The organism is Arenibacter flavimaris (assembly GCF_030291335.1).
GTDB lineage: Bacteria > Bacteroidota > Bacteroidia > Flavobacteriales > Flavobacteriaceae > Arenibacter.
Map to the genome: position 1 here is coordinate 46,489 of NZ_JASWIM010000018.1, position 25,742 is coordinate 72,230.

19 protein-coding genes are annotated in these 25,742 nt (G+C 39.0%); 4 read left to right on the plus strand and 15 right to left on the minus strand.

Annotation, left to right across the window (positions count from 1 at the left end; genetic code table 11):
- Nucleotides 1–7: 7 nt before the first annotated feature.
- Nucleotides 8–478 (minus strand): ankyrin repeat domain-containing protein, encoded by a 471-nt coding sequence (locus tag QSE00_RS14185; RefSeq protein WP_110354445.1) that lies wholly within the window; start codon nt 476–478, stop codon nt 8–10.
- Between the two features lie 343 nt (nt 479–821).
- Between QSE00_RS14185 and QSE00_RS14190 the strand changes: the two genes are divergently transcribed.
- Complete coding sequence (locus QSE00_RS14190; RefSeq protein ID WP_286106450.1) at nt 822–3,023, plus strand: PAS domain-containing sensor histidine kinase; 2,202 nt, start codon at nt 822–824, stop codon at nt 3,021–3,023.
- A gap of 12 nt (nt 3,024–3,035) precedes the next feature.
- The gene (locus QSE00_RS14195; protein WP_110354443.1) at nt 3,036–3,443 is read left to right on the plus strand and encodes a response regulator; all 408 of its coding nucleotides are present in this window, start codon (nt 3,036–3,038) and stop codon (nt 3,441–3,443) included.
- A 2-nt stretch (nt 3,444–3,445) separates the two neighbouring features.
- Here QSE00_RS14195 and QSE00_RS14200 read toward each other — a convergent pair whose 3' ends face one another.
- Together QSE00_RS14200 and QSE00_RS14205 are read right to left on the minus strand one after the other, a co-directional pair.
- Complete coding sequence (locus QSE00_RS14200) at nt 3,446–4,816, minus strand: DUF5689 domain-containing protein (protein ID WP_286106451.1); 1,371 nt, start codon at nt 4,814–4,816, stop codon at nt 3,446–3,448.
- A gap of 41 nt (nt 4,817–4,857) precedes the next feature.
- On the minus strand, nt 4,858–7,599 hold the full coding sequence (locus QSE00_RS14205; protein ID WP_286106452.1) for a TonB-dependent receptor: 2,742 nt from the start codon (nt 7,597–7,599) through the stop codon (nt 4,858–4,860).
- A 121-nt stretch (nt 7,600–7,720) separates the two neighbouring features.
- Here QSE00_RS14205 and QSE00_RS14210 point away from each other — a divergent pair, with 121 nt between their 5' ends.
- Nucleotides 7,721–8,764: an endonuclease/exonuclease/phosphatase family protein gene (locus tag QSE00_RS14210; protein ID WP_286106453.1), complete on the plus strand. Its 1,044-nt coding sequence runs from the start codon at nt 7,721–7,723 to the stop codon at nt 8,762–8,764.
- Between the two features lie 4 nt (nt 8,765–8,768).
- On the opposite strand, the gene QSE00_RS14215 is transcribed toward QSE00_RS14210, so the two are convergent.
- The 10 genes from QSE00_RS14215 to uvrC form a co-directional block, all read right to left on the minus strand.
- Nucleotides 8,769–9,362: a 3-keto-disaccharide hydrolase gene (locus QSE00_RS14215; RefSeq protein ID WP_110354789.1), complete on the minus strand. Its 594-nt coding sequence runs from the start codon at nt 9,360–9,362 to the stop codon at nt 8,769–8,771.
- 98 nt (nt 9,363–9,460) lie between these two features.
- Entirely contained in the window at nt 9,461–9,919 is a 459-nt protein-coding gene (locus QSE00_RS14220; RefSeq protein ID WP_286106454.1) for a hypothetical protein, read from the minus strand.
- Nucleotides 9,920–10,011: 92 nt separating this feature from the next.
- The gene (locus QSE00_RS14225) at nt 10,012–12,576 is read right to left on the minus strand and encodes a TonB-dependent receptor (protein WP_286106455.1); all 2,565 of its coding nucleotides are present in this window, start codon (nt 12,574–12,576) and stop codon (nt 10,012–10,014) included.
- 172 nt (nt 12,577–12,748) lie between these two features.
- Nucleotides 12,749–14,386, minus strand: coding sequence for a glucose-6-phosphate isomerase (gene pgi / locus QSE00_RS14230; protein WP_286106456.1), 1,638 nt, complete (start codon nt 14,384–14,386; stop codon nt 12,749–12,751).
- A 1-nt stretch (nt 14,387) separates the two neighbouring features.
- Complete coding sequence (locus QSE00_RS14235; protein WP_110354436.1) at nt 14,388–15,656, minus strand: peptidoglycan DD-metalloendopeptidase family protein; 1,269 nt, start codon at nt 15,654–15,656, stop codon at nt 14,388–14,390.
- A gap of 7 nt (nt 15,657–15,663) precedes the next feature.
- The gene (locus QSE00_RS14240; RefSeq protein WP_110354435.1) at nt 15,664–16,623 is read right to left on the minus strand and encodes a tryptophan 2,3-dioxygenase family protein; all 960 of its coding nucleotides are present in this window, start codon (nt 16,621–16,623) and stop codon (nt 15,664–15,666) included.
- A 1-nt stretch (nt 16,624) separates the two neighbouring features.
- Nucleotides 16,625–17,452: a DUF3108 domain-containing protein gene (locus QSE00_RS14245; RefSeq protein WP_286106457.1), complete on the minus strand. Its 828-nt coding sequence runs from the start codon at nt 17,450–17,452 to the stop codon at nt 16,625–16,627.
- Nucleotides 17,453–17,877: 425 nt separating this feature from the next.
- Nucleotides 17,878–19,020: a 4-hydroxyphenylpyruvate dioxygenase gene (gene hppD / locus QSE00_RS14250; protein ID WP_286106458.1), complete on the minus strand. Its 1,143-nt coding sequence runs from the start codon at nt 19,018–19,020 to the stop codon at nt 17,878–17,880.
- A gap of 255 nt (nt 19,021–19,275) precedes the next feature.
- Nucleotides 19,276–21,531, minus strand: a complete 2,256-nt coding sequence (locus QSE00_RS14255) for a patatin-like phospholipase family protein (RefSeq protein WP_286106459.1) — start codon at nt 21,529–21,531, stop codon at nt 19,276–19,278.
- A gap of 17 nt (nt 21,532–21,548) precedes the next feature.
- Nucleotides 21,549–23,336 (minus strand): excinuclease ABC subunit UvrC, encoded by a 1,788-nt coding sequence (uvrC, locus tag QSE00_RS14260; protein WP_286106460.1) that lies wholly within the window; start codon nt 23,334–23,336, stop codon nt 21,549–21,551.
- A 578-nt stretch (nt 23,337–23,914) separates the two neighbouring features.
- Here uvrC and QSE00_RS14265 point away from each other — a divergent pair.
- Nucleotides 23,915–24,475: a 5-formyltetrahydrofolate cyclo-ligase gene (locus QSE00_RS14265; protein WP_286106461.1), complete on the plus strand. Its 561-nt coding sequence runs from the start codon at nt 23,915–23,917 to the stop codon at nt 24,473–24,475.
- Here QSE00_RS14265 and QSE00_RS14270 read toward each other — a convergent pair.
- Together QSE00_RS14270 and QSE00_RS14275 are read right to left on the minus strand one after the other, a co-directional pair.
- Nucleotides 24,447–25,097: a lipoprotein signal peptidase gene (locus QSE00_RS14270; RefSeq protein ID WP_286106462.1), complete on the minus strand. Its 651-nt coding sequence runs from the start codon at nt 25,095–25,097 to the stop codon at nt 24,447–24,449. The two genes, QSE00_RS14265 and QSE00_RS14270, sit on opposite strands and share 29 nt — an antisense overlap.
- Nucleotides 25,098–25,130: 33 nt before the next feature.
- The gene (locus tag QSE00_RS14275) at nt 25,131–25,691 is read right to left on the minus strand and encodes a hypothetical protein (protein ID WP_181422794.1); all 561 of its coding nucleotides are present in this window, start codon (nt 25,689–25,691) and stop codon (nt 25,131–25,133) included.
- Nucleotides 25,692–25,742 lie beyond the last annotated feature (51 nt).

Genomic DNA, 25,742 nt, shown 5'->3' on the forward strand with positions numbered 1-25,742 from the left:
ATTCATTTTAGGCATTTTCCAGCAGTGCTATAAGTGATGGCGTACCCTGTTCTTTTGCATGATCCAGAGCCGAAAGGCCGCGTATATCTTTGATCGAGGTATCGGCGCCTTTGGCCAAAAGCATTTTCACGATCTCTTCCCTATTGAATGTTGCGGCATAAATAAGGCAGGTTGCCCCCATAGTATTTCGTTCGTTTACACTGGCCCCATTATCTAGCAACTTTTTGGCCACATCCGAATACCCTTTAAAGCAGACACCCATTAGGGCTGTATTGCCAGTGGCATCTTTGGCGTCAATTTTGGCTCCATTTTGCAACAAAAGATCGGTAATTTCCTCTTGGTCGTAATAGGTAGAAAGAATAAGGGGAGTAGATCCGCGTTGGTCCTTGCTGTCCAACAACAGGGGGTTTTTCTTCAACATGGCCCTTACCTCATCAAAGTTCCCATTCCTAATTTCGTTAAAGAAAAACTCGTTCATAATTATATGCCATTAGTTAAATGTATAAAAAAACATTCACTTTAGTAAACCGAATATATAGATTAAAAAATTTATTCCCATTGACCCAAAAAAATACGGGTCATGCGCTAAAAAATTCCCTAACCTATAGTTGTATCTCCATAATGGTTCAAGGTCATTCATTCTAAAAATCAAATATGTCCTTAATGAAAGTGCCGCCTCGTTTAAAATGGTGTTTCATGGAATAATTACCCTTTAAAATGTCTAAAATCCAACATCTTTTGGTAATTTAATTGCCCTTCACAATTTATAGCCATATTCCTACGTTTATATAATTACTTGTCTAATTCCCCTAAAACCCTGTATGATTTTGGATACCTTAACACGAACGATAACAATAGAAGAAGCCCCTATTGCCATTGCAACCTTGGATACCAATCTTTGTTTTATAAATTGTTCCAACTCTTGGCAACAAGAATTTGTAAGCCAGGATAAGGAAATCTTTGGAAAATCCTTTTTTGAGATAGTTCCCAATACTCCTCCGGCATTTCGAAAAGTCCTCGAAAATAGTTTTTCCATTGAGGATAGTATTGTTGAAGAACAAAAACATATTATGCCAGATGGCAGCAACCATTGGTATCAATGGAGCATTAAACCTTGGAAAGATTTGGACGGCACCATAGGTGGCCTTATAATAACCAGCACCAACATTACCAAAGTGAAGCGCGCTAAAGATCTTTTGATTGCGGCTGAAAATGTAGCTAAAATGGGAGGCTGGGATATGGATATAATAACCAACACCATTCATTGGTCCAGAATTACAAAGGAGATACATGAAGTGCCTATGGATTATGTTCCTCGTCTGGAGACAGGAATAAATTTCTATAAGGAAGGGGAACATAGGGAAAAAATTGTCAAATTGATCCAAAAGGCCATAAACAAAGGAGAAGAATGGGATACCGAATTACAGATCGTTACGGCCAAAGGCAAAGAGAAGTGGGTACGGGCCAAGGGAATGCCCGAGTTGGTCAATGGAAAATGTGTTAGGCTATACGGAATATTTCAAGATATAGACAAAAAGAAAAAGGCCGAAATCAAAAATGCCCAAATTAAGGAAAGGCTCGATTTGGCTACGGAAGTAGCCAATATAGGAATTTGGGAATACAATGTACTGGAAGATGAGCTTGAGTGGAACGACGAAATGTTTCCTTTATTTGGAGTAAAACCTAAAGACTTTAAAGGCACTTTCGAATCTTGGAAAGCTACCGTACATCCGGATGACCTAGAGCGATGCCTAAAGGAATTTGACATGGCATTGGCCGGAATTCAAGATTTTAAGACCGCGTTTCGAATTATTCATCCAGACGGCACTATAAAACACATTAAGGCCAATGCCGGAATTTTTAAGGACAATGAGGGAAAAATAATTAAAATGGTCGGGACCAATTGGGACATCACAAAATTAGTGAACACCCAATTAAAATTAAATAAGAACGAAGAATCCTTTAAGGGATCCTTTAAATCTTCGGCTGTAGGTATGGCGTTGGTCGCAACCGATGGCTCGTGGTTGGACGTAAATGACAACCTTTGTCTTAGCCTGGGGTATTCAAGAAAAGAACTATTACAGCTTTCCTTTCAAGATATTACACATCCTGAAGATCTTGATAAGGACTTAAGCCAATTACAAGCACTATTGGAAGGGAACAGCAATAGTTACCAGTTGGAAAAAAGATACTTCCACAAAAAGGGACAGATCGTATATGTTGTGCTCACTGTTACTGCCGTTAAGGATATAGAAGGCAATATTTCGCATTTTATTTCCCAAGTGTTGGATATTACCGCTAAAATAGAAGCCCAAAAGAAATCTGAGGAGTTTTTGGAATTAACTAAAAGTCAGAATAATAGCTTATTAAATTTTGCCCATATTGTTTCCCACAATCTCCGCTCACATTCTTCCAATCTTTCCATGTTATCCAATTATTTACAAGAGGAACAGGGGGAAAGCGAAAAAAAGGAAATTGAAACAATGATAATGCATGCATCCGAAAGTTTAAACGAAACGGTTATGCATCTAAACGAAGTTGTTCAGATCACTACTGATGCCAAAAGCCAATTACAGGATGTTAATTTAAATAAAATAGTTAAAAACGTAGAAAAAAATATTAGTGCCCTCCTACAACAAAAAAATGTAGAATGCCATATTTCCATAGACCAATCCATTAAGGTCAAAGGTATACACGCCTATCTGGATAGTGTTCTTCTAAATCTTTTCACCAACAGTATTAAATACAGTAGTCCCAATAGAATTCCAAAGATTACCATACAGGCCACCAAAACAGAAAATAACATCATTTTGAATTTCAGGGATAATGGCTTGGGAATCAATCTTGAGCGACATGGCAAAAAGCTCTTTGGAATGTACAAAACATTTCACGATCATGAGGATTCCAAGGGCATAGGGCTTTTTATTACCAAAAACCAAATAGAGGCCATGAATGGAAAAATTGAAGTGGAGAGTGCTGTTGACCAGGGAACACTTTTTAAAATCACCTTGGTCGCTGCATAAAATTAAAGAATCATGGAAAAAATTGAAAGTAGTTGTATCATAGATGACGACCCCATTGCCATATATGGAATTAAAAAATCGATGAAGGAAATCGATTTCTGTAATACCATATTGGTCTATCAAAACGGACAGGATGCTATAGATGGATTGAACAATATGGTTACTGAGTGCATAGCACTTCCCTCCATTATTTTATTGGACCTGAATATGCCCATTATGGATGGATGGGAGTTTCTGGACGATTTTATTAAAATGCCAAATAGCAGTACCAAGGAGGTAACCATTTATATCATCAGTTCCTCCATAGATCCACGAGACGTAATTAAGGCAAAAGATTATAGTTTGGTAAGCAATTACATTTTAAAACCCATCAAATCGGCAGATCTTCTTAAATTAATAACCAATAGGAGCAACGCTTAAAATTACCGAATACCAGGATCAAAATCGTCCGGAGCATTTTGAGGTTCATTAATGGTACCCCCTTTTCCGGAATCATTGTAAATGGTCCATTCACTGGGCGTAAAATGTGGATTTGCTTCAGAGACGTTTTCATTCCTTAAGGCCCTGCCATCCTCAAATTCATGGTTGGTACCGGAGCCATCCTCTCCAATGACCCCAAAACTATCTATAACGGTCCCAAAAGGATCTACCAATTCCAAATTATCATCCCCGTTGGAATCTGCAGGACTATTGGTGGAAACGCTGTGATTGGGCGGAAAGCCATATACCGCTTCAAACTCCAAAGCATTCGGGGAAATAACAAAGGTAGTATTGCCCTCAATGACATATCCGGACAAGTCAATGGTAGAACCAACTTCAGTATTGCCATTAGTGTACCTTCTTAAAGTCCATCCCTTTAAATTCAACTGTTCCGAATCTGAATTATAAAGCTCTACAAACCTAGCGCCTGCATTGTTATCCGGATCCGCCAACTCCGAAATAAAAACTTTCGTGGAGGTAAATTCATCCACCAAATCCTCACAACGTATATTCGTAAGAGCAATATCCGTGGTATCCCTTATTACCAACTGATAAGTCTTATTGTCCTTTACCAATACCCCGGTTATGGATCCATTGCCTTCCGGCAAAAAACTAGCCTGAAAATCGGAATACCCACTGTTCAACAGTTCTAGTTCCAAATCCTCACAATTGGTCAAAGTCCTTATGGTTTCTTTCTCTTTTTCGGCAAAGGTTTGTCCCAATTCGTCCAGTAAAATTTCCATATTGCTAAATTGAACCAAGGTGCTTAACATGGAATCGTCCAACTCATTAATACCAACCGATTTGGGCTGGAGTATTCCCAATGGATCACAGGCCTTATATAAATGCTGCTGAACTATCGCAGCAGGCAAACGCCCCACAGAGAGGTTTCCGAAAGCACTAAAAACACCGCCAAGTACAATTGCTCCCTTACTCTTACCCAAATAAAGCCCCTTAGCTCTTATAAAGATTTTTGTTCCCACTTCATAAAACAAATGTGAATCCCTGAGGTCAATTTCCAATTGAAGACCCTGGGTAGGATTGGCAAGATTATCCTGTATGTGCAGGGTGCCAAAAAAATTGCCCGCTATATCGGATGATACTACATACCCCTCTAAAATGTAATCTTCCTGAATCTGTATCAATTCATCAACATAAAGTGCTTTTAACTCCCCTATGGTAAAATTGGCCGAAAGATCCGATTCACAAATGGCATTGGGAGTTTCAAAATTATTGTCATTAACACAGGCTATTACAAGGTATAGACCCAGAAGCGTGGTAATGCATCCAAAATTGTTGATCCTGAAATTCATTGTTCCATTATTTCTCTCCAATCCGTTTACAAATGGGAATATTAAAAACCAATAGCAAAATTTATAAAATAGGTTCGTCCATAGCCATACCAATATTTAGGTGCAAAAGAGGGGTTACCACTTAAATTGTCCTGATGCAACTGACCAAAATTACCGTTCCTACTTTGTTCGTATCCACCCGTTCTAAAAACTGAATCAAAAACATTGTTAATACTCGCAAAAACGCTTATATACTTACCCTTTTTCAACCATGATTTGCCCCCCACAATATTCAGTAAATAAAAGTTGTCCAATTTATTTTGGGACAGTAAGCGTGCTACATTTTCATCGGTAGCATTGGGAAATGCCATCCCGGTATCGGGATCCAAATAAAAGCTCTGTGTCCTTGTTATAGTAGAAATACCGGGGTAATTGTTCCCTAAATAATTGGCAGTAGCCCCTATCCACCAATATTTGGGGTCTCTGTATTCCATCCCCAAGGCAAATGCTTTTTGAGGTCCTTGGGACAATTTGTAATCCTTCAACTTTGCAACCCCTAATTCTATATTGCCTTCTGGACTTAAAATATCCTCCTCTGCTCCGGCCGTATCAAAATTTATGGTTACATATGGATCACTGGCATACAAAAATTTGCCCAAGGCCGCCACCAAGGATATTTTCACAGCCGATGAAAGTTGATACTCCAACCCTAATTCCGTTCCCAAATGAAGCTTGTCCAAATCCGTAAGTACTTCCTGCACAAAATCGCTGCCCACCCCTGCATCCACAAAGAAAAAATTGATATCGGTAGTATTCTGAAATCGCGTATAATAGCCAGAAAAGCGTCCGGTTACATTTGGTAGTCTAAGATAATAATTAAGGTCTGTGGATGTTATTATTTCACTTTGAAGATTATTTACCACCTGATTATTCTCCCTTGGGTTAATAAAAACATTTTGATAAACCGGTGGCTTGGTCAAAAAAGCCCCATTTAAGGCAACCCAATGCCTCCCATTAAATTTATAGGTTAAACCCGCTTTGGCTCCAAAATTGGAAAACCCAACTTTTTCGCCCTTACCAAAGGAAGAATTTGCAAATCGTTCGTTCCTAAACTTACCGTACCTTTGATAATTGGTAGAGACATAATTTGCGGCCAAGAACCCGTCCCATTTCGGATATCTTATACCGATTTGGGCAAAGGCATCATAGACTTCAGCCTTTATATTGTAATAATAGTTGAATAGATTGGATGTTGTCTTATTGATATTTCCGTCCAAATCATTTTTTGTATTGGAAAACGGGTCTATATCCTCGTGATAATCCGCTCCCAACAAATCGCTGATTTCTGCATAGTTGTCCGAGTCCAAATTGGAATAATGTCCTCCAAAATCAATTTTGAAGTGGTCGTTTAGAGCGTAATTACCAATGGTAGTTACATTAAATTGTTGATTTTCATTGATATCCTCGTAGGAAATATAGGCGGCTTTTCCTTGTACAGACAAACTGGAATTTGCCCCGTATAGTTGGTCCCAATTTAACTGTGGATTTTTCAAGAATCCGTCCTTGGCCATATTGGCAGCTATAAAATTGGCTCCTATAGGACTATTGATATAATAACTAGGCAAATATCTATAATAAGTTTTATCCGGATTGGGGGCATTATAGTATCCTATCCTTCCTTTGGAAATTGTTCCAAATTGATAGGAAATTCCGGTGTTTAGATAGAACCTTTTAGAACTGAAATAGTGGTTGAACATAAATATAGGCTCCACAATTTTTCTTTCCCTCGAGTTTCTAATTTCACCATTTTGGGTACCCCAATAAGGGTTGTATTTGTTCCCGGCCAACTGAAAAACTTCCTCGGTGATCGCTGAAGAACTTCCTCGGCGATTGGAGGCCCATATGCTCGTTAGATTTACACTATTTCTGTCATCCAATTTAAATTCAAAAGCACCAAAAAAAGAATTGGCATCGTACAAGGTTCCATCTATATAACCCTCTTTGGCCCACCTTCTGGATGCGGAGATACTATAACTTATACCTTTCTGTGGCAGATCCGAGGTATAGGTTGCCATAAATCGGCCTGTATAAGTTCTATTGGATGCCGAGGTAGATAAACGCAATCCTTTCCTTAAAGAAGATGGCCTAGTACTAATATTGGTAACTCCCAAAACACCACCAAAGGAGTAATCCGATGCCTGTAACCCATGGGTAAATTCCTGATTTCGTGTTACATCGTTAAGGCCTCCCCAGTTATTCCATTGAGGGCGTCCGTCCATCAATTTGTTCATTGGAATTCCATTTAGAAGTATAATGCCATTTTCCGATCCATAGCCCCTTACACGAAAAAATGCCTGGCCAAAATCGAATGCTGCCCTATTTAAAAAAATATCCTTGGTGGCCTGTAGCATGCCCACGCTCATTGAAATGCTCCCATCTTCCAACAAATCGGAATCCGTTAAAGTAATTAAATTGTCTGTTTTATCCTGAACAATATCCCGGTCCAAAAAAATAATTCCCAAATCCAGATCTCCATCCCCTATGGAAATAGGGATTCTTTTAGACAGATAATCTTGGGCGGAAATAGATAGAATAAAATCTCCAGGTTTTTTTAGGGAAAGCACAAATTTTCCATTCACGGGATCAGATTCCACAAACACAGACCCCGAAATTTCAATTTTGGCAAATTCAATGGGATCACGGGTTGCTATATCCTTAACAAAACCCTTAACATAGTAGATTTCCTGTGCATAACTCCAGATGCTATGCAGTATGAAATAGGATATTGCTAAACCAATTCTCATTGATGAAGATGGAATACTTTAACAAAACGACCATTAATATATAAAATTTGACAGATTATTCTTAATTTATTCCAAGAAAATTAATATAAATACTGCATTAGTTAAATCAATCATATAATCTATGGGTATTGGCTTCACATTTTTTATACTCCTATTTATCCTGAACATTACCATGGCACAGGAAAGTAAAACATACCAAATAAGGACCGTGGCCTTTTACAATTTGGAAAACTTATTTGATACCTTCAACGACTCCCTAACTTATGATGACGACCGCACACCAACTGGGAAAGACAACTGGACCTTAGAGCGATATAACCAAAAAATACACAATTTGTCCAAAGTCTTGTCGGAAATAGGAAGTCCCGATGCCCCATCCTCCCCAGATATTATTGGGCTGTGCGAATTGGAAAATAGACAGGTAGTTGAAGATCTGACCAACCATCCCCACCTTAGAGATAAAGGCTATGGAATAGTACATTTTGACTCCCCTGATGAGCGAGGTATCGATGTGGCCCTTTTATATAAAAAAACTGCTTTCCTGCCCACTTCATTTATCAGTCGTCGACTTTTGCTCAGTAATGAAGAAGATTATAGGGATTACACTAGGGATCAACTGGTTGTAAGCGGTCTTTTGGATGGAGAGGAGATGCACTTCATCGTAAACCACTGGCCTTCCAGAAGCGGAGGGGAAGCCAGGAGCAAACCCTATAGACTAGAGGCGGCCCGACTCAACAAGCGAATTATAGATTCCATTTCAAAGTTGGGCCCAGAGGTCAAAATCATCAGTATGGGCGATTTTAATGACGATCCAATAGACGATAGTTTAAAAAAAATATTGAAGACCAGGGGAAAGCTATTCAATTTGGAGAATAGCGATCTTTATAATCCTATGGAACAACTTTATAAAAAAGGAATCGGCTCCTTGGCCTATAGGGATCAATGGAACCTATTTGATCAAATCTTTTTCACCGCCAATATTACACGCAAATTGCCAGGCCAATATTACTTCTGGAAGGCGGGAGTATATAATCCGCCTTACCTCATTGATAAAAAGGGCCAATATAAAGGATATCCCTTACGCACTTATGCAGGCGGAAGCTATACTGCGGGCTACAGCGACCATTTCCCGGTATATATCCACCTAATTAAGGCCATAGACTAAATACTTATTGCGGAAGTACAATATTGATATTTCTCCACTTTACCTTTATTCCGCCACCGTCGTGTATTTGAAGGGCAATGGCACCTTTACCGGCTCCAATTTTATCGTCGGTAATGCTAACCATTTCCGTGCCATTGAGCCAAGAGGTCAACTTATTGCCGGACAGCTTAATTTTCATCGTATTCCACTCCCCTACCTTGAGTACCTTATCCTTTTCGGGATCGGGCTTAATTAGCCAACCCCTGCCATAGGATTCATAAACACCTCCCGTATTATGGCCCGGAGGTGCAACCTCCACTTGCCAGCCACTAACTTTGGTGCCATCTACAGTAGACCGAACAAACACCCCACTGTTTCCATTGGCTTCCTGTTTAAACTCCAAGGTAAGTTCAAAATCATCATAATATTTATCCGTGGCCAAATAACCATATTGTTTGTCCGGTCCACTTTCCGAAACAAGTAGTCCATCTTCCACATACCATTTTTCGGTGCCGTAGATGGTCCAGCCCGACAGATCTTTGCCATTAAACAAGGATATTTCCTGGGATATTCCGGGTATGGCCATAAGCGCCAGAACAACAATAACTAAATTTTTCATATGGTACATAAATTTGATTAATGACTTTTTTTAATTAAATCTGTTAAGATGGTAACAGTGGCAAACAGATAAACCTTGACATCCCCAAAGACAATTCCTTAATTGAGCCATTGTGCCCATGGAATTCTGCTAAGGATAAGGATTAATCCCAAACCGTAAAAAATGGTAATGGTCTTAAACTTCCTTTTACCTTCCAATACTTTCTTGTGTTTGGACCAGCCAACAGTAATAAAGACAATTGCGATTATATTGATAAACGGATGTTCCACTGCCAACAAACGGGATGCCGAGTTTAAGCCGCCCATACCTAATGTTTTTATGGCGTTTAGCCCGTTGGAAGACACAAAATAGAGTACTAGCCCCACCAACAGCTGTAAATGCGATAAAATAAGCGCAAATAGGCTAATTCTAAAATCCTTTTTCAGAGTGAAATCCTTTTTTCCTGTCCACCCCAAAATACCATTGGCCACGGCTAAAAACAATACAGCCAATACCACATAGGCAAAATAAGAATGTAAGGCGAGAATCCATTGATGTGCTAATCCGTAATCTTCCATAGTTTTTATTTTAATTTATAAATGTAAGGATTTTTGGGAATAAAAAAACCCCGCAATTTAGCGGGGTCATTAATTTTTACTTCCAATAGTACTTAGAAGTTATACCGCATGTTAATGTTCCAGGTCCTACCATAACCAAACCTAACCCGGTTATCGGTATTTACACCGTTCCATACGTCATCTCCAGGCTCAACATGTGTGTTATCACTAGAGCTTTCCAAGTAAACCTCGTCAAAGACATTATTAATGTTTAAACGGAATTGTAGGGATCTATTGTTCTCCTTCCCGACCAACATACGGTAAGAGAGTCCGGCATCCATGGTGTCATAGGAAGGCAATTTAATAGCTCCCCTATTATTGGCCGTTGAAAATTCGGAATCCCCAAATTGGGTGGAACCATATAAATTATCATATAGATTCCAGTTGGCATCCACTTTAAATCTGGGTAATATTTCGTAGTCCCCACTAATACCGGCAGTAAACTGTGCAGCCTGACCTATTTTCACACCATCTATATAACTTGGGTCTCCTGTAGACAGTATATTTCCATTGTCATCAGAGGTAGTGGTAGTAACATTACCATCATATTCCCAATTACCAATAGATACGAAGCCCTGAAAATTCAACCCGTCCGTTGGGCGTACAAACAACTCCAATTCCACTCCGGAATGTACCTGTTTTAATGGGCTCGTTTGGGTGTACTCGTCTACAATATTATCATCATTGGTATCATCGGAGCTATATTGTATACGGTTATCCCAAATAGTGTAGTACACATTTAGGTTGGCCGATAAAATATCGCCCATAAACTTATATCCACCTTCCAATCCTGTAATCTTCTGATTTTCGGTAGCCAAAGGATTCAATTCATTTGAATTTCTATCGTCTACATACAAATCACTGTGATAGGGCTGCCTTGAGTAGTAACCTGCATTTGCAAATACTGTGTTTTGCTCGGATAGGTTATAGGCCACCCCTGCCTTAACATTAAAACCTGGGTTGTTTACTTTTTCCGATTCTTCCGATTGCCCTTCATTGGCCGCACTCAAAAATTCCTCCCTGATATGTGATTGTGTAGAAGCCGACCCTTGAAAGAAGGTAGAAAAAGCACCCTTGGAATATTCCAATTGGCCAAATACCCCCGCGTAGTTTATTCTTTCCTCGTAATCATAACCAAATCTCTGGGAGTGGTCATCATTAGGGTTAAAGGTTATATTCCAAGGATTAATGCCACCATACGCATTGGTAAGTTCATAGGCTCCACCGTTGTAATTACTGGTATTGGAAACAGAATTAACCCCAATAAACTCACGTACATCCCTAAAGTGGATTCCGTTGTACAAACGAACATCTGCCCCGAAATTGAAATTAAGGTTTTCATTGATCTGCTTATTGAAGTTGGTTACCAAACCTCCCCAGTTATGGTTGTTGTTGGAACCCCTGGCATAAAGGGCCTCACCAGAGCTCGTTATCAACTGTGCAAAACTTCCCCTACCTATTGAACCGTACAATACGGTAGACAAAGAGGCCGTATCGTTAAAAGTCAAGTCCCAGCTCAAGTTGGCTACCGGTTTGTGGTAAATATTTCTACCACCAGGGTAAGCGCCTCCATTTAACGTATTTGGGCTGTTAACGTTTGCTGTATTCCAGGAATTGTACTTTCTACCATTGTCCAAAAATGTCCTAAGATCATCAGATCCAGCAGCAGCATGCCATTGTGGAGCACCAGTAAGAATAAAGTTGAAAATGTTATTTTCATTGGGCACATACCCAAAGGACAAGAAATAGGTTTGACCTTGACCTCCGGTATTATTCACATAACCATCTCCTTGCCAATGACCCAACATTGCAGCAACGGACAGGCCGTTATCCATTAAACCGGTAGAGTAATATCCGGTAGTCTTAATATAATTGTCATTGCCAAGCATCGTTTGAAAAAAGCCTCCTTCACGTTTGTCCAAGGTTTTGGTCACAATGTTTACGGTACCTCCAACAGATGAAATGGCCAATTTGGAAGATCCCAATCCTCTCTGTACCTGAACAGCATTGGCAATATCCAATACCCCGGACCAGTTGGACCAGTACATTTTCCCATCTTCCATTCCGTTGATGGGCTGTCCGTTTAGCAGGAATGCCGTATTGGTCTGGTCAAATCCCCTCAAGAACATTTGACCATCCCCAAAGGCACCTCCCTTGACGTTCTGTACGGAAGGGGTTGACTTTAACAATTCGGGTAAATCCCAATTTCCTGTTTTCTCCCTTATTTCCCTTGCTTTTATGGTAGACACTGCTATGGGCGTTTGTCTGTCGTCGGCCAAATCTATAATTCCGGAACCTACAATAACCACCCCTTCCAACTCCTGTGCGTCCGGTTGAAGGGTTATAGTACCAATATTGCCGGCCGCGGTGAAATTTACTTTCTTACTTATAAATCCGATATAGGAAATTACCAAAGTTCCTGAACTTTGGGATACCTCGATGGTAAAGTTTCCATCAAAATCTGCGGCAACCCCGTTTGTAGTGCCCTGAACCGTAATATTCGCCCCCGGCAAGGGATCGCCAAAATCGCCATCTACTACGGAACCAGTAATAGTTCCTTGAGAAAATCCTGTTGCCGTTAACAAAAATGCGGCAATAACGAAGTACATTTTTTTCATTTTTCTAAGAGTTAATTAGTTACAAATAATCGCCGCAAAAGTGAGTATATTTTTACAACAATACATTACTATAATGTTAAATTAGCATATGCAAATTTAACACTAAAAACCTTAATAACTCCTGAAAGACAATAAGTTAATGTCGTTTATTAGGATTTAGCAAAATTGCCAATTATTTCTTAAATAAATTTAATAGATTTAACGTAGAAGCATCATGATTCGCAATGGCAGGCCCTTCAATATCGTTTAATATGGCAGTAGCCAACTGCTTGCCCAATTCCACACCCCATTGATCATAACTGTAAATATTCCAAACTATGCCCTGTACAAATATTTTATGTTCGTACATGGCTATAAGGGACCCCAAACTACTGGGAGTCAGCTTGTCTATAAACAAGGTGTTGGTAGGTTTGTTCCCTTCAAAAACCTTAAATGGCATGATTTGGGCAATCTCTTTTTCTGAAATATTTTTATTCTCCAATTCCTTTTTAACCTCTTCAGCAGACTTTCCGTTCATTAAAGCCTCGGTCTGGGCAAAGAAATTGGCCATTAATTTATTGTGATGGTCCTTGTCCCCATGTAAGGATTCCTTAAACCCAATAAAATCGGTAGGGATCAATTTAGTCCCTTGATGGATCAATTGAAAAAAGGCATGCTGGGAATTGGTACCGGGCTCTCCCCAGATTATGGTTCCTGTTTCATAGGAAACCCTATTGCCTTTCCTGTCCACACTTTTTCCATTACTTTCCATGATCCCTTGCTGCAGATAGGCAGAAAACCTACTTAAGTATTGGGTATAGGGTATAATGGCTTCTGTCTCGGCACCGTAAAAATTATTATACCAAACACTTATAAGTGCTAGAATTACCGGGATGTTCCCCTCAAAATCAGCAGTTGCAAAATGGTGGTCCATTTCATTGGCACCAGTTAGCATGGCCTCAAAATTATCGTATCCTACTGCCAAGCCAATGGATAGCCCAACGGCACTCCACAGTGAAAATCTTCCTCCAACCCAATCCCACATAGGGAATACATTATCTGCATCAATTCCAAATTCCGAAATTTTCTCGGCATTGGTAGAGACGGCGGCAAAGTGCTTGGACACATCCGCTTGCTTAGCGTGTTTTAGAAACCATTTCTTTATGGTAGTAGCATTACTAAGGGTTTCTTGGGTAGTAAATGTTTTGGATACCACCACGAACAATGTTGTTTCCGGATTTAAACCTTTAAGTGTTTCATAAACATGATCGCCATCCACATTGCTTACAAAATGCATTTTTAAATGGTTGCCGTAAAATTTTAAGGCTTCCACTACCATGGCAGGACCGAGATCCGAACCTCCAATACCAATATTGACCACATCGGTAAAGGCCTTGCCTGTAAACCCTTTTTTTGATCCGGAAATTACGGAGTCCGTAAAGGATTTTATCTTCTTTTTAACCTCGTAAACTTCTGGGACGATATTTACCCCGTCTACTTTGATGATATCCGATTTCTTAGCTCTCAAGGCCGTATGAAGAACAGCCCTTCCCTCCGTTTTATTTATAATATCGCCTTCAAACTGTTTCTTGATAGCATCCTTCAAACCAACCTCACTTGCCAATTGTAGAAGTAGTTCAAGGGTTTCTTGGGTAATCCTATTCTTTGAGAAATCTACAAAAAAATCATTCCAGCGAATGCTGTGTTTCTTAGCCCTCTCGGAATCCTTTGCAAATAAGTCCTTTATGGAAATACTCTTATTCTCTTTAAAATGTTGTGAAAGTTTATTCCAAGCCTCTGTTTTGGTCGGGTCGGTATTCTGTAAAGCCATGTTATTCGTTGAGTGTTAGCAAATCTTCTTCCGGTAATTCTATGTATTCAATACAATCCAATTGACTTTTCTTAGGCCCAACAAAATCCAAGTAAGCTGTTTTAAGGCTATCGGCTATGGGTTCGGCAGCCGGTAATTTTTCCCTTAACGGATCTACCTGTCGCCCATTTTTCCAGAAACGATAACATACGTGCGGACCTCCAGTATTACCGGTCATTCCGATCCAACCTATAACATCGCCCTGTTTCACAAAATCCCCTTTCTTCACCTTCTGGTTCTTCATATGGAGATACTGGGTGCTATAGGTGCCATTGTGCTGAATCTTAACATATTTACCATTGCCGCCTCTTCTGGTAGATTCTATAACGGTACCATTGGCGGTAGCTAGGATGGGGGTCCCAATGGGAGCTGCATAATCCGTTCCTTTATGGGGCCTTACCTTATATCCATAGTAGGCTATCCTTCTGTTTAAATTATACCTGGAAGATATTCTACTGAACTGAACAGGTGACTGTAGAAATGTACGTCTCAGGTTTTTGGCCTGATCATCGTAATAATCATTGATATTCTTTGTGGAATCCGACACAAAATTAAAGGCGTAAAATGGCTCACCATTGTGCTCAAAATAAGCCGCCTCTATACCACTTGCACCGGCATATATAGTATCGTTTATATACTTTTCCTTATAGATGACCTTGAACCTGTCACCCTTCTGAAGTCTAAAGAAATCTATGGTCCATGCGTAAATTTCAGAAAGACTATTGGTGACGTTGTAATCAATACCCTGTTTTAATATTGCTTCGGACAACGAGGATTCAATAATCCCGGAAGCTTCCCGTTCCACATATTTTACCTTCTGTTTTTTCTTATAGGCCAAGACACTGTCCCTAAAATCGACCACCGTATAGTTAATGGGATCATTTTGATATATAAAAACCTGTGCATTATTAATGGTGTCCTTGGACTTTAAAATAAGGTAAGGCTTGCCAACAACTATTTTCCTAACATCAAAAGTATCCCGGAAGTGTTCCGATACTCTCGCAATTTTTGGGTATTCCACACTATTTCTCAACATTAGCTCACCAAAGCTGTCCCCGTTTTTGACGGTGTCCCGTAAGACCTCAAAATCATCCAGATTAAATCCGAACTCTTTTACCACAACAGGTTTTTCTATGGTTACCACCTCTGCAATTTCCTCTGTAACCGTCTTATCCTCCTTACATGAAACAATAAATAATAAACTAAAAAATAGGCCCCAATATTTTTGCATGGTTATTCTAAACTTTTTCTGGGTTAAAGATATGGTCTACCCATTGTTTTCCCCAATTATTTAACTCTTGTTTTGTATACAATTCTGGAAAAAATACAACTTTCTGAAAACTTGGAGGCAAATATTCCTTCCAATTTGTTCCTCCAGTAGCATCAATTTGCGCATCGTCTTTCGTCAAATAGCGATATGCCGACCCCATGTGCATCAAGGGCCAATTTATGTTGGCATTAACGTCCAATGCCTTTAACGCTTCAACCAAGGTTTTATTATCCTTACTTTTTTGAGGCAATTGCTGGTATTTATGGTATATGGTACTGTTCTGAACCTCATTGGCGATACGTATCAACCTGGGCGTGTAACGATATTCGAACTGCTTTAAGGTTAATGTTTTCTCCCCTGTAACCACATCCGTAGCCCCTTTTTTCCAATATATATGCTCGTACAATTCCTCAATTGAATTCTTTGAGGATAATTTACCCCTTTCCGAAAAATGTGCAAGGTTCTCCATGGGGGTCGCATAAAGCTCGATCATTCTATATTGGGCAGATTGGAATCCACTGGCCGGAAGCAGTGCCATTCTGTACTGCATAAATTGTTCCCGCTGCATACCCTTGATCATCACACTAAATGAAGATATCAAAACTTTGTAGTAACTATTGATCCTCTCTGCCTTCTCTATAAAGAAATCCACATCCTGGGTCTTATCGTCCACAATTTGCTTTTGCTCGTGCAGGATAAGCTTAAAATACAATTCAGTAATCTGATGGTACATTATGAAGATTTCCTCGTCAGGAAAATGGGTCCTGGGCACTTGGATACTGAGAAGGGTATCTAGATGGATGTAATCCCAATAAGTAAGATAGCGCTGATATAAAAGACCGTCCAAATAAGAGCTTAAGTCCTGTCCAGAATCCTTATATTTTTCTTCTAGTTTGGAAATCTGGGAATCAATATGCTCTTTATTCATTTTAATCCATTATTATTTTAAATTGATGTTTAAGTCCGTTATATCCGTCCAAATCCGCCTTTATGGAGCCAACACTCAATTCTGCCTGTATCCTAATGGGAATTCTATTATCGTCGTTGGAGACCCAAAGGGACAAACTTTCCTGTTCCTTGAACACCCTTCCGGATTGCACATAAGGCCTGAACTTTAAACATTCCACCTTCCCGTACTTGGTCCTTAAAACCTCCTTGCCCAAGTATTTAAGTTTAAACTTAAAAACCCCATCATCATCATACAAAAGATTTAATTCTATGGACTTCCCTTCAACCAGTTCTTCAACTTTATAGTTGTTACGGAGAAAATAAAAGGCCGAAACCAAATCCTGAATACCCTCTTGAATGGTAAAATTAAACTTTTTATCCTTTTTTTTATCGTTTAATACCGCAATATCCTTCTCGTGGTCAAAATTTACCTCAATATCCTTGGTATATCCACCTTCATCTATCTTTCTTATAAATTTATAGGGCTTGCCATCCTTTTTATCAAAATAGCTTTCATAGGTGTCATCTACCTTAAAAAATATACTGGCAAAACCGGTTGTTTTTCCATTCCCTACTACGTGATAGACAGGAACACCGTCCAATTCATGGGATTTTACTTGAAGCGTAGCGTAACTGGCATTTAGAAATCCATAATGTATCCTAAACTTTAACCATTCCCCTATTTTAAAGGCAGATGTGTTTTCGTTATTTTCAGGCAAGTGGACCTCCCCTTCATTTTCCAGCTGTTGAACCTGGGAATTGATTGTAAAACCAAAAATTAAAACCAGTACAATGCAAATCTTTTTCATCTGTATAAATTCATCTGATTACCGTAGGCATTGATGTACTTACTGCCTATCAAATGCATAGGCGATCTTGATTTTGATGGCTATGCCATAAATGGCAATAGCCTATGTAACACCTTATTACTACTGTAAAATTAATAAAAACGATTTTACTTTTCGTTTATTTGATATTACTAAAACAAAATTTGTTCCAAAAATTAGCTCACAAAAAAAGCCCAGTCGCAAAACTGGGCTTTTCCTAAATAACCAACCAAACTTTAAATTATGAAAAACCAATACTTAAAGTTGTAAGGGAACCACCCCTTACGAGTACAAATTTAATACAAGATTCGCTTTAAAAATAAGATTTAACTTACTTTAACGATTCTGTTAACACTATTTAATAATTAGATAGTCAAAATTGGCAAAAAGTTAAGAAAAGGGGCCGTTTATAACGTTCCTCGGGACTCTTGTTCCCTCTCTATTGCTTCAAACAATGCCTTAAAATTTCCCTTCCCAAAAGATCTTGCACCTTTCCTCTGGATTATTTCAATAAACATGGTTGGCCTGTCTAAAATTGGCTTGGTAAATATTTGGAGCAAATACCCCTCATCATCCCGATCTATTAGTATCCCCAGCTCCCTTAAAGGCGCCAAATCCTCGTCTATTGCACCAACTCTATCCAGCACGTCCTCATAATAACTTGAAGGTACGTTTAGGAACTCGACTCCCCTATTTTTTAGGGCGGTCACCGTTTCAATAATATTGTCGGTTGCCAATGCCATATGTTGTACCCCCGCACCGTTATAAAATTCTATATACTCCTCAATTTGGGATTTCTTTTTTCCATCCGCAGGCTCATTTATAGGAAATTTAATCCTACCGTTCCCATTGCTCATTACCTTGCTCATTAAGGCGGTGTATTCCGTTGAAATATCTTTGTCATCAAAAGAGACCAATTGGGCAAACCCCATCACTTTAGCGTAGAACTGGCACCATTTGTTCATTTCGTTCCAACCTACATTCCCTACCATGTGGTCTATATATTTCAATCCAACATCCGTTGGTCTATAAAAAGGATTCCAAGGCCTAAACCCCGGCATAAACGCTCCTTTGTAGTTTTTGCGCTCCACGAAGACATGCACCGTTTCCCCATAGGTATGGATCCCGGATACAACCACTTCCCCATCCTTATCCCTTTTGGCTCTGGGCTCAAAATAACTTTCGGCCCCACGTTTCATTGTTTCCACATAACTCTCCCTGGCATCATCTACCCACAATGCAATTACCTTTACCCCATCACCATGGGCATCTATATGCCTATTGATATCCCCACCAGATTTTAATGGTGAAGTCAAGACCAGTCTAATCTTGTCCTGTTGTACCACATAGGAAACCCTATCCTTTATTCCTGTTTCCAATCCAGAATATGCCAAGGGCTGAAAACCCCATGCGGCCATATAGTAATATGCAGCCTGTTTTGCATTGCCTACATATAATTCTACATAGTCGGTGCCAAGAAGTGGCAGAAAATCCTGGGCATCCAGATTTTCCTTTGTTAATTTTAACGATGTTTTATCGGTAGTTGCCATAGAAATAGATTTTTGAATTGATATAATACATAAGTAGCCAAATCCTTGGCCAATAGTGGAAAGTAGCCCAAAAGCTTCAAAACAACCTGGGCTACATCCAAATACCGTTTAATTACCACATAGCCCTGAGATGGGCCATAATATCTATTCTAAATTGTAGCATGATCAAAATCCTGTATAACAAATATCGGAATAAATCTTGGCTTAAAGTGTTAAGAATTATCGCTTTGATTACAAAAAAACCCAAAGACGATATTAAAACCAATAGCCAATACTAAAAAAGAAGTGGTTTTCCTTAATTTCAGGGGAATAGGAATATATCACCTGAATCGGTCCAATAAAGGATTCGAACCCATAACCAAGTGCATAACCGGAAAACTGGGGCGCTTTGAACCAATCTGCCGTTCTAAAAAGGTCATCGCCCACATTGGCAAAATTTGCCGCGAACAACATATGGTTCTTAGGGACAAACTCAAAATCCAGTCTGCCATAGGCCTTAACATAACTATTCCCTACCAAGCTTAAAAAATCGTATCCATAAAAGGGCACAAAATTATTTATTAAATGGTTCCCAAAGCCTCCCAACACAAAATCGAGGGAGGTAATGGGCGATATGCCCCACTTAAACCCTCCTTCTGTTTCCAGGTTAAGATATAGGTTTTTAGTCAAAGAAAATGCTCCGCCCATCTTGGCCTTACCAATAGAAAATTCCTTGAAATTATCGTTAAAATCGGATGATAGCACGTAAAAATGAAAGTCCCCGTCAAAGAATAATCCTTTGGTGGGGAAATAGATATCATCATAGGTATCAAAGGTAAGCTGTCCGTAGGTACTGTAATAATTACTATTTTCAAAATAGGTTCTCTTATTTGCCGAGATAGGTGCACTAATGGAGTCTAGCTGGCCTAATGTTTTGGTGCTTAATTTCTGTAGTTTATGTTCCAGCCCAATGGTAAAGGCAAACTCTTCCTCTATTACGGTCTGTAAATACACCTGATTGGTCAGATCTGAAGCGCTTAGGTTTATTTTTCTAATATTGGAACTATTATCAACATCAAAATTGGATTTTATCAGATCAAAATTTATTTCCTTATTAAAATCGTCGAACCTTGAATTTATTCCAAAACTCCAATAAAAACCTTTATCCACATAATATTCCAAATTATACCTTAGGTTGTCCCCAATAACAAAATCTACCGAGGCTACATCATCATCCATTAAAACATTCTTCCTGGTGAGGTTTACAATTCCCGCACTTTTGTAGAGATCATCAAAGTGAACCCCAAGGCGTATGAACATTTTATCCGGATTTTCCTTAACGTTCAACAATAACCCTACGCCTTCCCCATTATCGAGCAATTCGTACTTAATGGATCTAAAGTTTCCGGTAGCGGACAAATTGTTGATTCCCTGCTGTAATTTTTTAAAGGTTATCTTATCATCTACATTAAATCTCAATTTACCCTTTATATAGGCCCTGGAATAATTATAATTCCCTTGGATTGTTAATTCATTGATCAACAGCGTATCCTTTATCCCCGCAGCAATAATTTGCGGTCTCCTAAGATTGGGGTCTTTGGAAATTTTCAACAATTCGTCCATACGCAATCTAGCCGCTTCCTCTCCCTTGTCTATAATTGCACTTCCCATATCAAAATCGATTACCGAGTAATCCTTGATATCCGGGGTAATATAAATATCTGTAAGGGCCGATTTCTTTTGCATATCCCTAACCGTCCTATAATTATTGATCTGCAGAAGTATTTCCGTTGCGCTCAACAAAGATTCCCTATCGGACAGCCCATGCTGTACATCTACCCCAATAACTACATCGGCCCCCATCTTCTTCAATTCACCTATGGGATAATTATTTACCACACCGCCGTCTATCAACACTCGTCCATTAATCTCCACAGGTCTAAAAAGTGAGGGAAAGGTACCACTGGCTAAAATTGCCTCGGGCAAATAGCCTTTATCCAACAATATCTGATCACCTGTCTCTACATCAGTGGCAACACACAAAAAAGGGATTGGAAGTTTACTAAAATCATTAACATCCTTAACATGGTACAACAGCCTAACAAACTCGTTGTAAATACTTTGCCCTCCCGATATGGCCTGGGGAATTGAAATTTTAAACTTGTTGAAAGGAAGTGTCAGGGCATATCTTTCAGAATCTTCCTTCTCATAAAAAGTTTTGGCACTCCTGGGTACATTATCTTGAATCAATGACTCAAAATCCGTATTTTTAAAAATAGAATCCAGCTCTTTTGCAGAATAACCCGAGGCGTAAAGTGCCCCGACAATAGCACCCATACTGGTTCCTGTTATGTAATCTATTTTTACCCCAGCCTCTTCAATTACCTTTAGGGCACCAATATGTGCCAATCCTTTGGCACCGCCCCCACTCAAGACCAGTCCAACTTTTACATCCTCATTGGCCAACCGTTCCTGGGAAAGGATCAGCAGGGGAAAGATCAACGCACAATATATAAGAAGCGACTTTAACATAAGGTTATTACAACTGTTTAATGAAAGGTTCCATAAATCTTCTTGGCTTTAGACATTCCAATGGCTTGGGCCAAATTCTCCAAACTGGCTTCTTTTATCCTTTTTACGGATTTAAAGTTTTTCAACAACTCTTCCACGGTTTTACCCCCTATCCCTTCAATACTTTCCAATTCCGAATTAATGGCGGCCTTACTTCTCTTGTTTCTGTGAAAGCTGATCCCAAATCTATGGGCTTCATTTCGCAATTGTTGAATTATTTTCAAAGATTCGGACTTTTTATCCAAATATAAAGGAATAGGATCTTCGGGGAAGTAAATTTCCTCCAATCTTTTGGCAATGCCAATAATGGCTATCTTTCTCCTTAACCCAAGGGCATCCAAACTTTTAAGGGCGGATGACAGCTGGCCCTTACCCCCATCAATAACAATAAGTTGGGGCAATGACCGCCCCTCGTCCAAAAGTCTCCTATACCGTCTAAAAACAACTTCCTCCATGGAGGCAAAGTCATCCGGACCCTCTACGGTCTTAATATTGTAATGTCGGTACTCCTTTTTTGAAGGTTTTCCATCCTTAAACACCACACACGCCGCCACAGGGTAGGTACCTTGAATATTGGAATTATCAAAACACTCAATATGCCTCGGCTCCACGGAAAGTCGCAAATCCTTTTTCATTTGTCCCATTATCCTATTGGTATGCCTGTCCGGATCAATAATCTTTATTTGTTTAAACCTATCCTGTCTAAAGAATTTAGCGTTGCGTTCCGATAGTTCCAGTATCTTTTTTTTATCCCCCAATTTAGGCACTACTACCTTAAGGTGCTGTTCCAAAGTAACCTCAAACGGCACGTAGATCTCCGTTGAACGGGAATTGAAGCGCTGTCTTATTTCAATTATAGCCAATTGAAGCAAATCCTCATCCGTTTCATCCAATTTTTTCTTGATTTCCATGGTATGGGAGCGTATAATGGAGCCATGGGACAATTGCAGAAAATTAACATAAGCAAAAACCTCATCGGAAATTATGGTAAACACATCCACATTATTGATCTTGGGATTTACAATAGTGGTCTTAACCTGATAATTTTCCAGGACATCTATCTTTTCCTTTATAAGCTGTGCCTCTTCAAATTTCATCTCCTGGGCCAAGAGTTTCATCCTACTTTTAAAGTATTGGAGGGAGGACTTAAAATTACCTTTTATAATTTCCCTTATTTCCTGTATTTGACGATTATATTCCTCCTCCAGTTGATATCCTTCACAAGGACCCTTACAATTTCCCAAATGGTATTCCAAGCAAACCTTGTATTTCCCGGCGGCCACTTTATCTTGGGCAAGATCATAATTACAGGTGCGCAGAGGGTAAACACTCTTAATCAGGTCCAGTAAGGTATGAATGGTTTTCATACTGGTATACGGTCCAAAATATTCGGACCCATCCTTAATAAATTTCCTGGTAGGAAAAATTCTCGGGAACTTTTCGTTTTTTATGCAAATCCACGGAAATGTCTTGTCATCCTTGAGCAAAACATTGTACCTGGGACGGTATTTTTTAATTAGATTATTCTCCAACAGCAGCGCATCGGATTCGGTAGGCACAACTATATGCCTAATACTTCTAATTTTCTTTACCAGTACACGGGTCTTACCTTGCTCATGAATTTTATTGAAATAGGAGCTAACCCTTTTTTTTAAATTTTTCGCCTTTCCAACATATAATATCTTGTCCTCCAAATCATAAAATTGGTATACCCCGGGAGTAGTAGGAAGCGAACTTAATTGTACTTCAATTGGTATATGGGACATGTATTTGGTCAAATTTTACTTTACTAAGGAAAATTACTGTGTTTTTCCCAAAGGACATAAAGATTATAGTTTTTTAACTCCCAGACCAGTTTCACCGCTATAAAGTTTTTGTAAATGTACCATTTGGAAATTGTACCTCCATTGCCAAAAAACAAACCCGGCCCCTAGGTTAAAATTAACATTCAATCCAATAAAATTCGATATGTCCAAAAAAAACATCGATTAAATACCCGATTCCCAAAAATTAACGTTAGCCATCGCTGTTTTGCAATTTACTGATAAACAACATTTTATATGAAATTAACATGAATTCAAAATCAACAAATAAATCAAAATCCAAAATATTTGTTAAAAATGATGTATTTCGTCGATAAAACGATACCCTTTGTGGAGCATTTCATATTTTTTTATTTATATTTAGAAAATTAAAATTTATTTAACGCATGGACAACTATATAATAACCTTGGGAACATATTTAATTCTTATGCTTTTTTTCAAAATTTATTATGCAGTGGCCTCCAAGGAATAGTTCTCCTATTAAACCCTGCCCCCAAAAGCCCCGATTCAGCCCATCCTTATGTTGAAAAAAGATTTGCGTTTAATCTACTCTGAACGTCGAAAAAATCTTACTTCACAAATTGTATCAGATTCAAGTTTACTGATAGCCAACCAACTGCTTCAATTGCCCATTTGGAGTTATTCCTATTATCATCTATTCCTTTCCATTACGAAAAAAATGGAAGTAGACACCAGTTTTATCATGTCCATTTTACAGGGCAAGGACAAAAATATCCTTCTTCCAAAAATGTTGGACGATCAAAATCTTGTCAATTATTTGCTTACCGATAGTACGCCCATAAAAAAAAATAGCTGGAACATCCCCGAACCGGTAGATGGAATAGAAGTGTCTCCTGAAAAAATAGATGTTGTTTTTCTACCATTAATGGCTTTTGACGAAGAAGGCCACAGAGTTGGTTACGGCAAAGGGTTTTATGATGTACTACTTAACAAGTGCAGGCCCGATGTTATTAAAGTAGGTCTCTCATTTTTTAAGGCAGAAAAAAAAATTGAGGACATAGATAAGCACGATGTTCCCATGAACTTTTGCGTTACCCCTGATCGGATATATTCGTTTTAACTTCTTCCGAACTTTCCCCAAAAGCCTTTTTATTAAATACAATTAGTATCCCTACACCAGTACTAATCGCCGTATCGGCAATATTAAAAACGGGTTCGAAAAAACGAAAATTGTTCCCCCCAACCACTGGCACCCAATCTGGCCATACGGAATCTATCATAGGAAAGTAGAGCATATCCACCACCTTTCCATGAAAAAGGCTACCATAAGGCTCCGAGGAAAATGCAGTAGCTACTTGTGAATAGCTATCGTTGAAGATCATTCCGTAAAAAACCGAATCCAAAATATTTCCCAGTGCCCCCGCGAATATGAGGGATACCGCCAATATCAAGGTCTTGGAAGAATTCTTTTTTATGGTATCGAACAACCAATAACCTATCCCAATTATCGCAAACAATCTGAATATGGTAAGCACCAATTTCCCTATTTCATCGGATATAGGGAGTAAATCACTTAGTTTGGTTCCCCAAGCAGCACCTTCGTTTTCTATAAACAGAATCTTGAACCAACTAAAGACATCTAAGGACTCGCCCAATACAAAATTAGTCTTTATATATACTTTGCTTATCTGGTCTATTGCCAGGATTAGGATAACGATTACTAGGGATTTCTTTAAACTCATTATTCAAAAATAGATTCGGCAAAAATAAACATATTATTCGGTTTTCCTGATGTTGATATTTCCAGTGACGGAATTAAGCGTAAAATGATCATCCCCGGTGGCAAATGACTCCCGTTTAATTTTGCCGTATTTTGTAGAAGCCAAAATTTGCGCCTTTGTTGCAAATACCTCTATATTTCCACTCTGGGTATTGACAACTACATTCTCGCCCCTTCCGTTTAAGGTACATGTACCATCGGACAAACTGATTTTAAGGTTGGCATATTGCCCTTTAACCCCAACATTGGTGCTTGTGCCGTAAACAGTAACATTAAGATTTTTGGGAATCGATATTTTTAAGGAAATGGAAATAACCTTGTGAGCGCTTAATTTATCATTTGGAATTATAAAATTGGGTTGAAAACCGGTATTGACCCATACGGTTGCCCCTTCTTGATTTACATTCACCAATAATTCCTGAAAATACTCGCCGTCTATTGATGCCGCAACAGTTATCCTTGGAATATCCACGGTCTCCAAAGCCAAGGCATAACAATTATTGCCATTGATCTGAACAAAGGATACATCTGGATTTTCTATGGTTTTGACAACCATTTTTTGAGCCTGTAAAATACAACTGCCCATAAGGAAGATAACAACGACAAC